This window comes from Pantoea sp. UBA5035 (assembly GCF_002415245.1).
Lineage (GTDB): Bacteria > Pseudomonadota > Gammaproteobacteria > Enterobacterales > Enterobacteriaceae > Pantoea > Pantoea septica.
Genome location: NZ_DICD01000003.1, coordinates 285,694 through 300,604, shown reverse-complemented (window position 1 = coordinate 300,604; position 14,911 = coordinate 285,694). Strand labels below are relative to the sequence as shown.

At 54.3% G+C, this 14,911-nt stretch carries 16 protein-coding genes; 10 read left to right on the top strand and 6 right to left on the bottom strand.

Annotated features, from left to right (window positions below; all coding sequences use genetic code 11):
- Positions 1-7 precede the first annotated feature (7 nt).
- From B3229_RS02280 to B3229_RS02265, 4 genes are read left to right on the top strand one after another with little or no spacing between them, the layout of a single operon-like run.
- Entirely contained in the window at positions 8-856 is an 849-nt protein-coding gene (locus B3229_RS02280) for a transporter substrate-binding domain-containing protein (protein ID WP_286868198.1), read from the top strand.
- 6 nt (positions 857-862) lie between these two features.
- Positions 863-1,588, top strand: coding sequence for an ABC transporter permease (locus tag B3229_RS02275; protein WP_033790876.1), 726 nt, complete (start codon positions 863-865; stop codon positions 1,586-1,588).
- A gap of 9 nt (positions 1,589-1,597) precedes the next feature.
- Positions 1,598-2,284, top strand: coding sequence for an ABC transporter permease (locus tag B3229_RS02270; RefSeq protein ID WP_048781121.1), 687 nt, complete (start codon positions 1,598-1,600; stop codon positions 2,282-2,284).
- A complete protein-coding gene (locus B3229_RS02265; RefSeq protein WP_048781123.1) occupies positions 2,281-3,060 on the top strand; it encodes an ABC transporter ATP-binding protein in 780 nt (259 codons plus the stop codon). The genes B3229_RS02270 and B3229_RS02265 overlap by 4 nt, the downstream gene beginning before the upstream one ends.
- 81 nt (positions 3,061-3,141) lie before the next feature.
- Here B3229_RS02265 and B3229_RS02260 read toward each other — a convergent pair whose 3' ends face one another.
- The 5 genes from B3229_RS02260 to B3229_RS02240 all read right to left on the bottom strand — a co-directional run bounded on the left by B3229_RS02260 (position 3,142) and on the right by B3229_RS02240 (position 8,484).
- Positions 3,142-5,175 (bottom strand): acyltransferase family protein, encoded by a 2,034-nt coding sequence (locus tag B3229_RS02260; protein WP_286868193.1) that lies wholly within the window; start codon positions 5,173-5,175, stop codon positions 3,142-3,144.
- Positions 5,176-5,279: 104 nt separating this feature from the next.
- Entirely contained in the window at positions 5,280-5,693 is a 414-nt protein-coding gene (locus tag B3229_RS02255; RefSeq protein WP_048781124.1) for an ASCH domain-containing protein, read from the bottom strand.
- Positions 5,693-6,490 (bottom strand): molybdate ABC transporter permease subunit, encoded by a 798-nt coding sequence (locus B3229_RS02250; protein WP_048781179.1) that lies wholly within the window; start codon positions 6,488-6,490, stop codon positions 5,693-5,695. Before B3229_RS02250 ends, B3229_RS02255 begins: the two co-directional genes overlap by 1 nt.
- Positions 6,490-7,407: an extracellular solute-binding protein gene (locus B3229_RS02245; RefSeq protein ID WP_286868190.1), complete on the bottom strand. Its 918-nt coding sequence runs from the start codon at positions 7,405-7,407 to the stop codon at positions 6,490-6,492. Before B3229_RS02245 ends, B3229_RS02250 begins: the two co-directional genes overlap by 1 nt.
- Before the next feature lie 144 nt (positions 7,408-7,551).
- Entirely contained in the window at positions 7,552-8,484 is a 933-nt protein-coding gene (locus tag B3229_RS02240) for a diguanylate cyclase (RefSeq protein WP_286868187.1), read from the bottom strand.
- Between the two features lie 577 nt (positions 8,485-9,061).
- Here B3229_RS02240 and B3229_RS02235 point away from each other — a divergent pair.
- The 3 genes from B3229_RS02235 to B3229_RS02225 all read left to right on the top strand — a co-directional run bounded on the left by B3229_RS02235 (position 9,062) and on the right by B3229_RS02225 (position 11,543).
- Complete coding sequence (locus B3229_RS02235) at positions 9,062-9,586, top strand: phenolic acid decarboxylase (RefSeq protein ID WP_033748190.1); 525 nt, start codon at positions 9,062-9,064, stop codon at positions 9,584-9,586.
- Positions 9,587-10,136: 550 nt separating this feature from the next.
- On the top strand, positions 10,137-10,544 hold the full coding sequence (locus B3229_RS02230; protein ID WP_033790887.1) for a DUF2382 domain-containing protein: 408 nt from the start codon (positions 10,137-10,139) through the stop codon (positions 10,542-10,544).
- Positions 10,545-10,568: 24 nt separating this feature from the next.
- Complete coding sequence (locus tag B3229_RS02225) at positions 10,569-11,543, top strand: YsnF/AvaK domain-containing protein (RefSeq protein ID WP_286868182.1); 975 nt, start codon at positions 10,569-10,571, stop codon at positions 11,541-11,543.
- Between the two features lie 478 nt (positions 11,544-12,021).
- Here B3229_RS02225 and B3229_RS02220 read toward each other — a convergent pair whose 3' ends face one another.
- Positions 12,022-12,579 (bottom strand): DsbA family protein, encoded by a 558-nt coding sequence (locus B3229_RS02220; RefSeq protein WP_048781134.1) that lies wholly within the window; start codon positions 12,577-12,579, stop codon positions 12,022-12,024.
- A 289-nt stretch (positions 12,580-12,868) separates the two neighbouring features.
- On the opposite strand from B3229_RS02220, the gene B3229_RS02215 reads away from it, so the two are divergent.
- The 3 genes from B3229_RS02215 to ahr all read left to right on the top strand — a co-directional run bounded on the left by B3229_RS02215 (position 12,869) and on the right by ahr (position 14,879).
- The gene (locus B3229_RS02215) at positions 12,869-13,138 is read left to right on the top strand and encodes a hypothetical protein (RefSeq protein ID WP_033749046.1); all 270 of its coding nucleotides are present in this window, start codon (positions 12,869-12,871) and stop codon (positions 13,136-13,138) included.
- A 113-nt stretch (positions 13,139-13,251) separates the two neighbouring features.
- Positions 13,252-13,833 carry a flavin reductase family protein gene (locus tag B3229_RS02210; RefSeq protein ID WP_033748183.1) on the top strand — a complete coding sequence of 194 codons (582 nt, stop codon included), beginning with the start codon at positions 13,252-13,254 and terminating at the stop codon, positions 13,831-13,833.
- Between the two features lie 29 nt (positions 13,834-13,862).
- On the top strand, positions 13,863-14,879 hold the full coding sequence (ahr, locus tag B3229_RS02205) for an NADPH-dependent aldehyde reductase Ahr (RefSeq protein WP_286868174.1): 1,017 nt from the start codon (positions 13,863-13,865) through the stop codon (positions 14,877-14,879).
- Positions 14,880-14,911 lie beyond the last annotated feature (32 nt).

Below are 14,911 nucleotides of genomic sequence, written 5' to 3'. Positions count from 1 at the left end.
TATCACTATGATGATGCGCAAAGGGCTGTTCGCGGCCACCCTGGCTCTGGGTCTGGCAGCCGTACCGGCGCTCAGCCTGGCAAAAGATTTTGGCACCCTGAAATTCGCCACCGAAGGCAGCTATCCTCCGTTTAACCAGACCACGCCGAACGGCAAAATCGTCGGTTATGAGCCCGATATTGTGGCGGAGCTGGCGAAGCGCGTCGGCTTCAAATATGAGATTAGCGCCCAGAAGTGGTCAGGCATGATCCCCGGCCTGATTGACGGCAAATATGATGCGGTTATCGACGCGGTAACGGTCACGCCGAAGCGCGCTGAAGCGATCGACTTTACCCAGCAATACACCGTCAGCGTCTCCAGCTTCGTGACGGCCAAAAGCTCGCCGCTGGCGACGCTGCCCGGCACGGGCACCGTGGTGACGGCCGATGACGCCGACGGCATGCAGAAAGCGATCGATGAACTGAAAACCACCTTCAAGGGCAAAACCATCGCGGTGCAGGTCGCCACTATTCAGGCGGACTTCCTGCAAAAATATCTGGGCGACGTCGCCACGATTCGTACCTATCAGGCCGGCCCGGAAACCTTTGCCGATCTAATGAACGGCCGCGTAGATGCAGTGATGGCGTCGCGCACCAACCTTAACGCTTTTGTGAAAAAGCATGCGAACGCCATCAGCAGCAGCGGCTATGGATTTAGCGGCGGCGTGCTGGGCGCGGGATCGGCGATTGGCCTGCGCAAAGGCAACGCTGAGCTGAAGGCGGCGCTGGACGACGCGCTTGCCGCGATGATTAAAGACGGCACGCTGAGCAAACTTTCCATCAAATGGTTCGGCGAAGACGTCGCGCCGAAAGCCTGATAGCCGATGTTGACGCAAATCGACTGGCAGCTAATCGGCTTCGGCGACGAAGGCTGGGGCGGCGTGCTGCTGAGCGCCGCCACTGTCACGGTAACCGTTTCGCTCTGCGCGTGGCTGCTGGGCGCAGCGCTGGGCAGCCTGCTGTGCTGGATGCAGATTGCCGGTTCGCGCTGGCAGCGGCGTCTGGCGGCAGGCTATATCACGGTGTTTCGCGGCGTGCCGGAACTGCTGGTGATCTACCTGTTTTACTTCGGCGGCCGTCAGGTGCTCTCTTCGGTCGGAACCGCGCTGGGCATGCAGGGGCCGTTCGATATCAACGGCTTTATCGCTGGCGCCATCGCCATCGGCCTGATCTCCGGCGCCTACCAGAGCGGCGTATTTCGCGGCGCGTTCTACGCCATTCCGCGCGGCACGCTGGAGGCGGCGACGGTCACGGGCATGGGGCGGCTGATGCTGTTCCGCCGCATGATTGTGCCCCAGGCGCTGCGTACCGCGCTGCCGGGAATGGGCAATCAGTGGCAGTCGGTGATCAAGGAGTCGGCGCTGGTCTCGGTGACCGGACTGGTGGAAACCATGAATCAGATCACTACGGCCGCTAACTCCACGCAGATGTCGTTTTTCTTCTACAGCGTCGGCGCCGTGATTTATCTGATTATCACTACCTGCTCCGACTGGGTCTTCCGCGCGGTAGAGAAGTTCGCTATGCGCGGCCAGCAGCGCGCTAACGTTTAAGGAAAGCCGATGGACCTCCCTTTTTTGCAGGAAACCCTGCTGTCGCTGCTTAAAGGCCTGCCGCTGACCCTTAATCTTGCGGTGTTGTCGCTGCTGGGCGGCGGCCTGCTGGCGCTGGGGCTGAACCTGTTGCGTCAGACGCGCGTCGGCGGCTACTTCGCCCGTTTTTACGTCTGGCTGTTTCGCGGCACGCCGTTGCTGATTCAAATTTTTATGATCTATTACGGCCTGGGCAGTTTGCCGGCGGTGCGTGAGAGCGTGCTCTGGCCGCTGCTGCGCGATCCTTACTGGTGCGGGCTGCTGGCGCTGATCCTCAACGATGCGGCCTATACATCGGAAATTTTGCGCGGCGGTCTCAACGCGGTGAGTCGGCAGTCGCTGGAGGCGGCCAGGGTCTGCGGCATGCCGTCACATAAGATCTTCACTCGCATTACGCTGCCTATCGCCATCCGTCAGGCGCTGCCCGCCTACAGCAATGAAATTATCTCTATGCTCAAGTCTACTTCGCTGGTGAGTACGATCAGCCTGATGGAGATGACCGGCATCGCCGACTCTATCGTCTCCTCTACTTTCCGCGCGCTGGAAGTTTTCCTTAGCGCGGCGGCGATCTATCTGCTGCTCAGCATACTGGTGAGCAAAGGCGTCTCCCTGCTGGAGCGACGCCTCTCCCCCTACTATTTCGGAGCGCGTTCATGACCCAACCCACCATCATGCTGAGCCATCTCAGAAAAAGCTACGCGGGACATGAAGTGCTGCATGACATCAGCCTGACGGCGCAGGACGGGGATGTCATCTCGCTAATCGGCGCCAGCGGATCGGGCAAAAGCACGCTGCTGCGCTGTATTCCCTTTCTTGAAGTGCCGCAGGCGGGTGCGATCGCCGTGGGCGAGAACAGCGTGACGCTGGATAACGCCGATGAAAAGCTGAGTCGCGCGCAGCGCCAGCGCATTAAGCTGATGCGGATGCAGCTCGGCTTTGTGTTCCAGAGCTTTAATCTCTGGCCGCACAAGACGGTCATGCAGAACATTATCGAAGCGCCGGTGCACGTACAGAAGCGCAACGTCAAAGAGGCGACGGAAGAGGCCGAGGCGCTGTTGCATAAGGTGGGGCTTTACGCGAAGCGCGACGCCTGGCCATCGCAGCTGTCGGGCGGTCAGCAGCAGCGCGTGGCGATTGCGCGCGCGCTGGCGCAGCAGCCCAAGGCGATTCTGTTCGATGAGCCGACCTCTGCGCTCGATCCCGAACTGGTGGGCGAGGTGCTGCGCGTGATCCGCGGCCTGGCGGAAGAGGGGCGCACGATGATTATCGTGACGCACGAGATGGGCTTCGCGCGCGACGTGTCAAATAAGGCGGTGTTTCTGCATCAGGGAATGGTGGAAGAGGAGGGCGCGCCGGAGCAGCTGTTTCTTGACCCTGTTTCGCCGCGCTGCCGCGCGTTTGTAAACAGCCACTTCCAGCGCAATGCGAGCTAGCTGTGGCTGTAGTAAACGATTCCTGAATAAGTGGCCCGCCGCTCATCGCAGTCGCGGGCCAGTTATCACTTCACTGGCAGATCAGCCGCTAAAGGGATTCCCTTTTTGTTCCAGGTAAATCTCGCCAAATCGGTATGAAGCATAATCCGTCAGATGTCCCACATCGCGATATAAAGGAATACCATCAATCTGGCTGATACACTGGCCGCCAGCACACTGAATATCTTTAGGATCGATGATTAACAGTGAGGGGTACTCTTTCTTTAACTGAGCGAAAAGTGAGGTTATATACGCATCCTCACTACCTTGCGCTCGTCGCTGATTACATTCCTCATGGTTAAAATCACTGCGCCTGACTGCATGGCGATTGATACATTCCTGATAGCCAGACGGCATAGGAAAAATTGTTTTGATAAAAACGGGCCGCGCCCCTGAAGCGATAATGATATCGAGCGCTTTTCTGACTGCGCTATTCATCCTCGTTTTGGACAAGGCATCAGAACGTACATCATTCGTATTATTGATAAGATGAGGACCGTTAGCGTATTGCTCCCATATTTCACCAATAACCACAAAATTATAGTGATTATGCTGGATGAGCTGGAAATAGTTCTGCGTTCTGTCGTGGCATTCGGTATAGGGCATATCCTTATAAATCCACCAGTCGAATTGCCAGATTCCTGGCAGCGTCAGGCAGGATGATACGCTTAACGCGTTTACCTTCACGCCTGCTGCTTTAGCAAGAACATCAAAGAATCCCCAAAAATGATTGGAGTTTGAATCACCAATAACCAGAGCGCTACGTGCGCCTTGTGCATCGCCCAACTGACACTGAGCAGGATCGTTGGTATTATTCAGGCAATTTTCTCTGTTGCCCGATTTAGCCAGGTATTCATCGAGAACATGCTGCTGGCGTGCGTAATCCTGTCCAAGACGCTGAGGAAAGCCGTGATGCTTTACGGCCAGAGCGTATAATCCATTGAACAAAAGCAGCGGAAGCAGCACTAACAGGGAAAAAGTCCATTTAAAAGAGAGGCGTTTTTTTCTTAACGGCTCTTCAATCAAAAAATAACTTCCAGCAGAAAGAAGAACAATGGCAGTAAGAGCAAGCAGGAGATTAAAACCACTGAGAGCGATACCCAGGTATCGACAGAAGGCAAAAATGGGCCAGTGCCAAAGATAAAGTGAATAGGACAACTTCCCCGTAAAAACGACGGGCTTTATTGTCATTAACCCTGATATTAATTTCTCGCCATAGTGTCCTGAAAATAAAACTATTGTTGAGGCCAGGACGACACCCAATGTCCAGATGCCAGGGTAAATATTTAGAAGATCTGTTTGTAAGGCGGTGAAGAATATTAAGCCTAACGCTAATCCGCTCAATAGTGAAAGAAGAGCAGGCCGCAAGGTAAAGCCCATTCGACCAAGAAGAAATGCTGAGCTCCCGGCTGTAAATTCGAAAGCCCGCGTGATTAAGAAGTAGTATGAGGCGCCAGGTGATTTGTGACTTGTCGCGATCGACAGGGTGCTTAAAGCCGCTGTAATGACCACAAAAAGTAACGCAATATATACATTCTTTTTTTTCTCATCCTGAACCCATCGTATGCCAGAGCGTTTCAATAGCTTATGACATGCCAGCACAATTAAAGGCAGAAAAAGATACCACTGCCACTCGACCGATAATGACCACGTATGAAGCAGTGGAAAGAATTCACTTTGAGGAGAGGCATAAGTCACAGACTGCTTTGCAAAAAACTGATTGGACAGAAAAAGCGAGTTGTATTTAGCACTTTTCAAGAAAGTGAGGTAATCAGGGATAACGTATAAAAAAGAAGCGACAAGAAGCGTCGCCAGTGAAACCGTGATTAGGGCTGGCTGGATACGCCACAAGCGGCTGATAAAAAAGCGATTTAATGAAAACCGCTTTTCGGATATTTGCGTCAGAATAATGCCTGTAATGAGATAGCCAGATATGACAAAAAATATATCTACGCCAATAAATCCCGAAGCCAGCCAACCTGAGTTTGCATGGAAAATAATAACCAAAATAACCGCTATAGCACGTAACCCATCGATATCAGGTCGATAACGGGCAACAGTCTGGCAAGTGTTCATAAAAGCTCAGGTATCGTTTGCAAAAGTAAGGGCGAATTATATTTAAAAACGACGCCTGTGCCACTCTCCTATCGCCTGTCACCTGCTGCAGTACGCTGTCAGAACTACACCACCTCAACCAGCTGGAAGGTCTCGAACACCAACTCCATCTCGGGGTGAAAGGTGCCTTCGTTCTGGAAAAAGCGCTGATGCTCGCGGCGCCAGCTCTCCAGACTGAGATCGTCTTCGCCTTCCAGCATCGCCATCTCCGGCGTCACGCGGTCGAAGCGGGTCAAAAAGAGGCCGGTGGTGCGGATGACGCAGCGCGGCTGCCCCGCGCCGTCGAGGATAATGCTGTAGCCGCCAGGCTCAGGCTTTGATTCCTCATCCTGCCATCCGTGCAGCGAGCCGCAGCTCGCCATCTTTTTACCGGCAATCACCAGCGTAACGAGACGGTCGGCCAACTCGGCCGAGTCACCGAACGCCCATGCGTGCGCCTCTGGGTACTTCTCGATCAACTGCTCCAGCGAAACGGACATCAGATCACTCCCGATCGGGTGCGCCGCGGCTCTTTTTCGCGTGCGTAACGACGCACAAAGGCAAAGCAGGCCAGCGGCAAAGGTAAGGTAAACAACAGCAGCAGCCACAGCAGCACATATACCGCATCCACGCCGTCATTCTGCAAATTGTTGTAGAGCTTAACCGGAATACCCTGAGGGAAATAGGCAAAAATCATCACGATGCCGAATTCGCCGATAGCGCGCACCCAGGCGAGCGCCACCGCCGTCGCCAGACCCGGCGCGGCGAGCGGCAGCGACAGGCGGCGAAAACGCTGCCACGGCGACGCGCCCAGCGTGCGGCCCGCCTCCAGGATGGCAACGGGCACCGCGGCAAAGGCCGACCGTGCCGTCGTAATAAACCAGGGCAGCGCGCCGTACCACTGCGCCAGCACAAAGGCGGCCGGATTGTTAACCAACTCAACGCCCATGCGCGCCAGCAGCGAGCCTGCCGGCCCATAGGGACCATAGGCGCTGACCAGCAGAATGCCCATCGCCAGCGGCGGCGTCAGCAGCGGGATCAACACCAGTATCTCCACCACCGTCCGCGCCTTGCCGCGCGCCTGCGACAGCCACCAGGCGACAGGCAGGCCGGTGGTCACGATCAGCAGCAGCGAAATCACCCCTAGTCCGGTCGAGATGGCGATAGCGTTGCCGTCGCCCCAGGCAAGATGAAAATGGCGCCAGCGAGTCAGGGCGATCAGCGTCAGGAAAGGTACAGCCAGCAGCACAAGCGCGGGCAGCGATAACCAGAGCGCCGAAGAGGGGCGACGCGTTATCACGGGTAGAGCGCGTCGCCTTTAGGCGCGGCGTAGCCATGCTGCTGGTAGAGCGCCTGACCCGCCTTGCTCAGCATAAAATCGATGAAGGCCTGTCCCGCTTTCACGCCGTGGGGCGCATTTTTCAGCACCGCCGCGTAGTAGACCAGCGGCTGAGTGTGCAGAGTTTTCTCCTCGCCTTTGCTGTCTTTGATGGTAAAGCTGACGGTGCCGTACCACTTTTTGGCCTGTGCCGGATTGCTCAGATTGATCTCGTCCGGTAGCGCGATATAGGGAAGATGCGCAGAGATGACTTCGCTTTCATAACCCGCCGCGGCGTCGACCTGGCCGCTCTCAAGCCGTGCCAGCAAACCGCCTTCGAGATGCGTCTGCGCCGGATTCTGCACGCCGCCCATAATGGTGTCGGCTGCGCCAGGCTTGCCGTAATACTTCTCCGCCAGCAGCAGAGAGAAGACAATATTCTGCCCTTTAGGATCGTTAACCGGATCGGTACGGCCAAACTTCAGGCCCGGCGTCGCCAGCACCTTAAGCCAGCTGGCATCACCCGCCTTCGCGGCGGCGGCGAACTGCTGCGCATAGGGTCCTTTCGGGCTATAGGCGATCACCATGCTGGTGCTGGCGACCGGCACGGCATTATCGATCAGGCCCGCCTCTTTCAGGATTTGCATCGGACCTGGCGTAATCGAGACAAAAACGTCAGCGGTGATTTTTTTGCTCGCCAGCAGTCGCGCCATGCCGTAGGCGCCCTGGCCCTGTCCCTGATAGCTGCCACTGTTTGTTTTAGCGAATGCCGGGCCTAAACTTTCATCCATCACTTTGCCCATTGAACCAGCGTAGGTGACGCGAATATCGGTCGCCATGGCGGAAGCGCTGCATAATAGGGCGCTTATCAACGCGATAAGCCTGAGCTTTTTCATCTGTACTCTCGTTATAAAGTAAAGTAGATAGCGATTATCGTGAGGTCGGGTCAGCCAGACAAGCGTCAGCCGTGCGGTAAGAGAGAAAAGGCGGCAGCGCGAGGCGGAAAATCGCGCTGCGTTGAGGAAGAGTTTAGGTTTCGCTTACCAGCAGATCGCTTCGCCAGCATGGCTCGGCGCCTGGCTTTCGTGCGGACAAAAGATAATGCGATCGCGGCCCTGCTGTTTGCCCAGATACATGGCCCGGTCGGCCTTTTCGATCAGCGTCTGTAACGCCTCATCGCTGACTGCATGCACGGCGCAACAGGTTACCGTAATCTGCAGCGTGCCGGTCGGCGTAATGAAATTATGTGCGCGAATCTGCGCCATAAGTCGCTCCAGCGTGGCGTTAAAGGCCGCATCGCTGTCGCAAACATGCAGCAGAATAAATTCTTCGCCGCCAAAGCGGTAGGTTTTGTCCTGGCTGCGGCTATTCATGGAGAGTAAGCTGCCAAGCTCTCTCAGCACCGCATCGCCAGTCGTATGGCCATATTTGTCGTTGACCTGTTTAAAGTGGTCAATATCTATCAGGGTCAGATAGAGCGAAGGCGCCGCATGACGACCAACGGCCTTCTGCAGCAAGGGAAAATCGCGATAAAGCAGTTTTCTCAGCGGCAGCCCCGTTAGCGCATCGTGATTATTCCGTAGCGCGATCAGCTCGGTTTTATAGCGATCGATGGCGTCGAGGAATGCCCGTTGGTCTGCGTAATAGTCCTGTAACTGCGCGCGCGTTAAGGTGCCTTGCTGCATCGCCAGCAGCAGTTCGCGCATAGAGGCGTGCATCGCCGCGTGGCGCTCTTCAATCTGCTTAACCTCCGGATCTTCAACGTTTTTGAGACGCAAACGAATGGCCAGCCATTTGCTGAAGCGGCAGTGCAGATGAGACTCAGTGTCCATTACCTCTGGATCGGGGCTGTCATGAAACAGCGCCGTCGTGGTTAACTGACTGGACCAGATATAATGTTGAGCGATCGCCTGGTTAAGTTCGCCTATATCACGTTCTAATTCAAAACCGTTAATTTTTCGCAGCGTTATCATTTTATTCTTTAGGTTAGTAAAAGCGTTAACGAAGGGTAATGAGAGGTGCGTCGAAGGGCGTTGATTACGATCATATCCCGTGTTGTCTGAGGTCTGCTTGCGGGGAAATAACACGCTTCTGATTAATTTAACAACGAATTTTAATTGTCATAAATATATGCCTGATGTAACAGGCAGTTTCAGCGGGATTCTGTTTCGCAAGACGATAAACAAATACGCGTTTATTTTACCCGCAGATTTGAATAAAAAGAGTGCTATAGCGTTTGGCGGGTTGCTTATATATTCATCTCTCTTGTGAAAGACATTTTATTTAAAAATGGCCGCTTTTTTTCGAGTTATCCTCTGATTCGCTGCACCTTTATCGCTGAGGATTTCCAGCATCAACACGGGGAGAAAAGCCGTGCGCGACATGCCTGATGACGTCGCATGGCGTATCTTTGATCGCTGCTGAAGTGGTGAATAATGGATCCTCATCAATAATAAGTGAGCCGGCAAAAGATTAATGTCCGGTGTCAAAAGAGAATTCGGCTCTGCGCAACAGGCCGGAGCCCTCCTTACTGATAACATGAGGTAAGCCATGACTATCGCTTCGCTTAACGAGTCATCACGCGATCTTTCGCAGTTTGTCGGTACGCATTTTGTCTATACCTACGACAATGGCTGGAAGTATGAGTGGTACGCACGTAATGAAACGACCTGCGACTACCGTATTCATCAGGGGCTGGTCGGCGGACGCTGGGTGACCAATCAGAAGATGAATGCCGTGCAGTTCGCGCCCGGCATCTTTAAGGTTGACTGGCATGAGCCGACCGGCACCTGCGTCAGCCTGCTGTTTGATTTGAACCGGAAACTGCTGCATGGCACTATCTTCTTCCCGCAGTGGATTGCCGGAGAAGGGCAGCACCCTGAAAAAACCATCTGCTATCAAAATGAGTTTATCGAAGATATGCATCGCTTTAGAGATGAAGGTCCCGCTTATCCCTACGTGATCATTCCCGAGTTCGCCGAAGTCACCTATATGAAAAATGAAGGGCCAGATAACGACAGCGTTATTGACCGCGCGCCGGGACAGTTGCCTGAAAATTTCTTTGAAGGGAAATAATGACCTCGCTCTGCCGCGATGCGTCGCAGCAGAGCGTACCCCATTCCCCTCTGCTATGTTTGCCCCCGCGCCAAAAAACCACATTTCAGCTGGCTTGAAATGGGTCGCGCTGGCGAATTAATTCCCCTAATAATGCTTCTACACGCCTACAGTCGTAATTATTCACTCGCTGACATACTTTTACATGTTTATGCGCTTTTTTATTCAAAGGCAATATAAAAACAAAGCATATCAGCGCGTTAATAATGAATTTTAGCCGGCGTAGCTAAATTTAATTTTTTTGCTGGTAGGAATTATCCTGAATTAAAAGTGCGCACAATTAACAAAGGTTTTAGCAATAAGTCATTGGTCGAAAAGGATAATTTTCTGCTGGGTTAAATGCTGGCTTTTTAAATGCAGTTTCGCCTTTGTTTTTATTTTCCTTTTTTTTACCGTTTGGCTTGCAACGGCTGGGTTTTGATTCAGACTTAAGTTTCATTAGTTGTAAATGCTTTTGATTTGATTATATCAGGGTGTTTATTTCAACCGGGCATTTCATTAAGGGTGAAATATGGCTTCTTCTTCAAACAATGACGAACATCCGAATGCAGAAGAGGAAATACTGCATCTGGCTGAAGAAAAGCTGAGCGTATCGCGAGAAGAAGTACTGGATGGATATGTCACAGTTAAACGCCAGACTTCAACTCATAGTGAGCCAGTAAGTCTACTGTTGCGCCGTGAAAACGTTGAGGTGACGCATGTGCCGAAAAATGAGCGCATCGCGTCTATGCCGGATATCAGGGAAGAGGAAGGCGTCCTTATCGTGCCGGTCGTAGAGGAAGAGGTTGAAATCATTCGCAGGCTGGTTTTGAAAGAGGAGTTGCATATCCGGCGAACGCATGAAGAGGTTCCCTGGGAAGAGACCGTTTCACTACGTAAACAGCATGTCGAGATTAACCGGAAAAAAGACGACACCTAAGCCATCATCACGCAGGAGGAAATCATGGCACACGAAAAAATCGTAACAATGTTCAGTACCCTGGCTCAGGCTGAAGGGGCTAAGCGTAGCCTGATCAAGGCGGGTTTCGCCGAGCATGATATTGATGTGATTTCTGGCGAGCGTCTGAAATCGGAAGGACACGAAGCCCGTCATCCAGGCTTCTGGCAGCGACTGTTCGGCAGCACGCTGGATGAAGAGCAGAGCGGCGTGTATGAAGATGCAATTAACTCAGGCAGCGTCGTGCTGACGTTGCGCGCTGAAGAGGATAAGCTGCCGCGCGCCTACAGTATTCTGGATGCGCATGATACCGGCGAACTGCCGGCCGGCAACAGCCTGTCGCAGGATGACGGCTATACCGTCTCAACCGCGCAGAGCGCGACTGGCGTCAACAGCGTCGCCGACAGCGGTCTGACGCAGCCGGTTCGTACTTCGCTTACCGGCGATGAAAGCGAAGAGGAAGTGCTGCGCCTGGCTGAAGAGCGTCTGGAAGTTGGCAAACGTCTGGTCAGCGAAGGAACCACCCGCGTCCGTCGCTATACCGTGACCGATCAGGTTTCAGAAAATATTTCTCTGCAGGAGCAGCATGCGGATATCTTCCGCCGTTCAACCAACGATTTAGCTGCGACGGATAACGTCGACTGGGAAGATAAAACTATCGAAGTAGCGGAAACGCATGAACAGCCGGTTATCAACAAAACCGCGCATATCAAAGAAGAAGTGGTGGTACGCAAAGACCAGAGCGAGCGCGTTGAAAACATCACAGATTCTGTTCGTCGCCAGGAAGTGGACATCGATCATGCAGACAGCCATCTTGCTGCGGATGCCCCTCTGACAGGTACTGGCAGCGCTACGGCAAAACCTGCCGGCGCTTTCAACACTACCGGAACAACCGGCGTAGATGATGACATCGTTGAGAGAAGCGGCGTATCAGGCGTTGAAGAAAAGGATAAAGTTGATCCTCTGCTGAAACGTCCTTAAGGTTCTGTTCAGCCTGGCGAGCAGTCGTCAGGCCGAACCTGAACAGCTGCAGCGGGGAAGTCGACGCGGTTGCCCTGGTGTTGGCTCGCTGCCAACCTCCCCGTCTGCACGCATCAATCTATCGGCATCGCCGCAATTTTCAGTAGTTTATTATATTGCCAGATGTTACCAAAAATCGCTGCACGCTACGTTTTGCGTTCTGCTTCGCTAACCGCATGATTGCTCAGGCAATGACGCAGGTTAACTCAACGTGTTAAATGCGGATCTGCGTAGTCTGCGCTTTTTGGGTTAGAAGGCGTCTGAAATTAGCGTTGTTGTAGCGATATGTCAGGTTTTTCATAGCCGCCCGAAGGAGCTTTATCATGTCTGAACGTCCCGATACTGAACCGCTGCCGGATGATGCGGAAATACCTGCTTACGAAGATGATGACACCGACCAGTAATCCATATCGCCTGCGCTCTCCGCAGGCGATGCTTGCTACGCCATCAGACGCTTTGCCCACTCGCTAATCTCATCGCCACTGCCCATCTCCGGTTGAATTAACCCATTGATCATAAAAGTCGGTGAAACGTGCACGCCATTCTGACGCGCATATTTGCAGTGCCACTTGATCTCGTTTTGCAACTCTGCGCGATCGAACGGAGCGCGAGCGTCGACGCCGCTGTAGCGCTTAAGGCGGTCGACTATTTCTTCAGGCGTCGTGTGCATATTGGGGCCGCGACAGTGATCGGCAAACTCAAATTCTTCGCGATGATCGGCTACCGCTTTCATCACCGCTCTGGCGGCATGTTTCCCGTCGGGTAGAGTCGAGGCCGCCAGGATATAGCGCACAATCAGGCCTGAATAGAGATGCCACGGCTGTGACTGCAGGCGGATTTTCAACGTCATCTCTTTTTCGCCGACATATTCCAGCAGCGCATCAAGCTTATTGAAGGCGCGTACGGAAAAAGGGCATGTTGGTTCCAGAAAAATCTCGAAAACGCGCGGTCCCTGTCCCCATACCAGCGCATCAGCCACGAATTTGTCTCTGCTCATTTTCTCTCTCCTGTTTAATCTGACATCTCTGCCATTCAAAAATGCGCCCTGTCTCAGCACGTTACAACGGTGCCCTAATCAGGCATTAAAAGCCCGCTTTTACCGCTAAACTAGCTGCTTTTTTGAAAACGCTTCCACGGTGATAATCCCACTGTGTAAAAGTCGCCGAAAGCCCGGCGATGCAGCTATAGTTAATGCCATGTTAACATTATCCCGCCCGCGGAGGTGTCGCCCACGCGGTAAAAGTTATCACGGTTCCGGAGCCGGAAAGCGCTAGAAGAGGTTGATTTTGCTTACTAATCTTTCCTGGAAAACTATCCACGACGTCATTATCAAGACCATCGAAGAGATGCTGGACGAGCAGCAGACGCTCAACGTGCCGACGCTGCGCGCACGGCTGAAAGAGCTGGCCGAAAGCGAGACTGATGAAGTGATGGTGTTGTGCTACTGGCAGGCGAGCAAAGTGCTGACGCGACTGCCGCCCACCGTTACGGCCGCTCAGCTGATGAGCGCAGCCCGCCACGCTTTTCGCACGCCGTTGAATCACGATCTATTATAAAAACGGCTCGGCACGCAGCGGTAAACCGCTGCTGGCGAAAACGCGTAAAGTAAAACGTTTACAGCAATTTATGATGTACAAAGCAGCGTGCGTCAATTCAGTAAGGAACCGCTATGTCGCATTTCCGTCCGGTGGCGCTTCAGCACGCCAGCCGTCTGCTCAATCACGGTCCTACCATTCTGATTACCAGCCAGCATCCGCAGACTCAGCGCCGCAACGTCATGGCCGCTGCCTGGTCGACGCCGGTGGAGTTTACGCCGCCGCGCGTGGCGATCGTGGTGGATAAGGCGACCTGGTCGCGTGAGCTGATTGAGTCGAGCGGCGCCTTTGGCGTCTGCGTGCCGGCTGCCGCCTTCGCCGATCTGACCTATGCCGTCGGCAACCGATCGGGACGCGATGAAGATAAATTCGCCGCCTGGGATATTCAGGCCATTAAGGGTCCTGAGCTGGGCGTGCCGCTGCTGGAAGAGAGCTGCGTCGCCTGGCTGGAGTGTCGGCTGCTGCCGGCAACTGAGGCGCAGCAAAACTACGACACCCTGTTCGGCGAAGTAGTCGCGGCGGCAGCTGACAGTCGAGTCTTTTATGACGGCCGCTGGCATTTCAGCGCCGAAAACCGCGCGCTTCACACTTTGCATCATCTTGGCGGCGGGCAGTTCGTGACGGTTGCGGACAGCTTCAGCGCCAAAATGCCTTAAGCGCATTCATTATCTCAGCGAGGAAAAGCATGAAATTTAAAAGTTACGCGGCCATGAAGGCTGGAGAAGCGCTTCAACCCTATGAGTACGATCCCGGCCCGCTGGCTGCGGAAGATGTCGAAGTTGAAGTCGATTACTGCGGCGTGTGCCACTCCGATCTCTCGATGATCGACAACGAGTGGGGCATCTCGGCCTATCCGCTTATCGCCGGTCATGAAGTGATTGGCCGCGTGGTCGCGCTGGGCGACAGCGCTAAAAATAAAGGCCTGAGCATGGGCCAGCGCGTCGGCATCGGCTGGACGGCGAAAAGCTGTCAATATTGCGATGCCTGCATCAACGGCGAGCAGGTTAACTGCGTCAATAATAACGTTCCCACCATCAGCAACCATGGCGGCTTTGCCAGCCATTTACGCGCCAACTGGCAATGGGTTATTCCGCTGCCGGAAAATCTGGACGTGGCGACCGCCGGTCCGCTGCTGTGCGGCGGCATCACCGTCTTTAAACCGCTGCTGATGCATAACATTACCGCCACCAGCCGCGTGGGCGTGATCGGCATCGGTGGTCTTGGCCATATGGCGATTAAACTGCTGCGCGCGCTGGGCGCGGAAGTCACGGCGTTCAGCTCGTCGCCTTCCAAAACCGAAACCATTAAGCAGATGGGCGCGGACTACGTCGTCAACAGCCGCGATCCTGAGGCGCTGAACAAGCTGGCCGGTCAGTTCGATCTGATTATCAGCACCGTCGCGGTCGATCTTGACTGGCAGCCCTATTTTCAGGCGCTGGCGGCCAATGGCCGTTTCCACACCGTTGGGGCGGTGATGAAGCCGTTCGAAGTGCAGGCGTTCAACCTGATCCTCGGCGATCGCGGCGTGACCGGCTCTTCTACCGGTTCGCCGGGCCAGCTGCGCTCGCTGCTTCGTCTGGCGTCGCGTGCGGATGTCGCGCCGACCGTGGAATATTTCCCAATGTCGAAAATCAACGACGCGCTCGATCACCTGCGCGCTGGCAAGGCGCACTACCGCATTGTGCTGAAAGCGGACTTCTGATCGAACAGCGCGCCCTCGGGCGCGCTGTTTTA

Excerpts from the sequence above, each read along its gene's own strand:
- B3229_RS02280 (WP_286868198.1), top strand. The coding sequence starts at position 8 with ATGATGATGCGCAAAGGGCTGTTCGCGGCCACCCTGGCTCTGGGTCTG.
- B3229_RS02275 (WP_033790876.1), top strand. The coding sequence starts at position 863 with ATGTTGACGCAAATCGACTGGCAGCTAATCGGCTTCGGCGACGAAGGC.
- B3229_RS02270 (WP_048781121.1), top strand. The coding sequence starts at position 1,598 with ATGGACCTCCCTTTTTTGCAGGAAACCCTGCTGTCGCTGCTTAAAGGC.
- B3229_RS02265 (WP_048781123.1), top strand. The coding sequence starts at position 2,281 with ATGACCCAACCCACCATCATGCTGAGCCATCTCAGAAAAAGCTACGCG.
- B3229_RS02260 (WP_286868193.1), bottom strand. The coding sequence starts at position 5,175 with ATGAACACTTGCCAGACTGTTGCCCGTTATCGACCTGATATCGATGGG.
- B3229_RS02255 (WP_048781124.1), bottom strand. The coding sequence starts at position 5,693 with ATGTCCGTTTCGCTGGAGCAGTTGATCGAGAAGTACCCAGAGGCGCAC.
- B3229_RS02245 (WP_286868190.1), bottom strand. The coding sequence starts at position 7,407 with ATGAAAAAGCTCAGGCTTATCGCGTTGATAAGCGCCCTATTATGCAGC.
- B3229_RS02240 (WP_286868187.1), bottom strand. The coding sequence starts at position 8,484 with ATGATAACGCTGCGAAAAATTAACGGTTTTGAATTAGAACGTGATATA.
- B3229_RS02235 (WP_033748190.1), top strand. The coding sequence starts at position 9,062 with ATGACTATCGCTTCGCTTAACGAGTCATCACGCGATCTTTCGCAGTTT.
- B3229_RS02230 (WP_033790887.1), top strand. The coding sequence starts at position 10,137 with ATGGCTTCTTCTTCAAACAATGACGAACATCCGAATGCAGAAGAGGAA.
- B3229_RS02225 (WP_286868182.1), top strand. The coding sequence starts at position 10,569 with ATGGCACACGAAAAAATCGTAACAATGTTCAGTACCCTGGCTCAGGCT.
- B3229_RS02220 (WP_048781134.1), bottom strand. The coding sequence starts at position 12,579 with ATGAGCAGAGACAAATTCGTGGCTGATGCGCTGGTATGGGGACAGGGA.
- B3229_RS02210 (WP_033748183.1), top strand. The coding sequence starts at position 13,252 with ATGTCGCATTTCCGTCCGGTGGCGCTTCAGCACGCCAGCCGTCTGCTC.
- ahr (WP_286868174.1), top strand. The coding sequence starts at position 13,863 with ATGAAATTTAAAAGTTACGCGGCCATGAAGGCTGGAGAAGCGCTTCAA.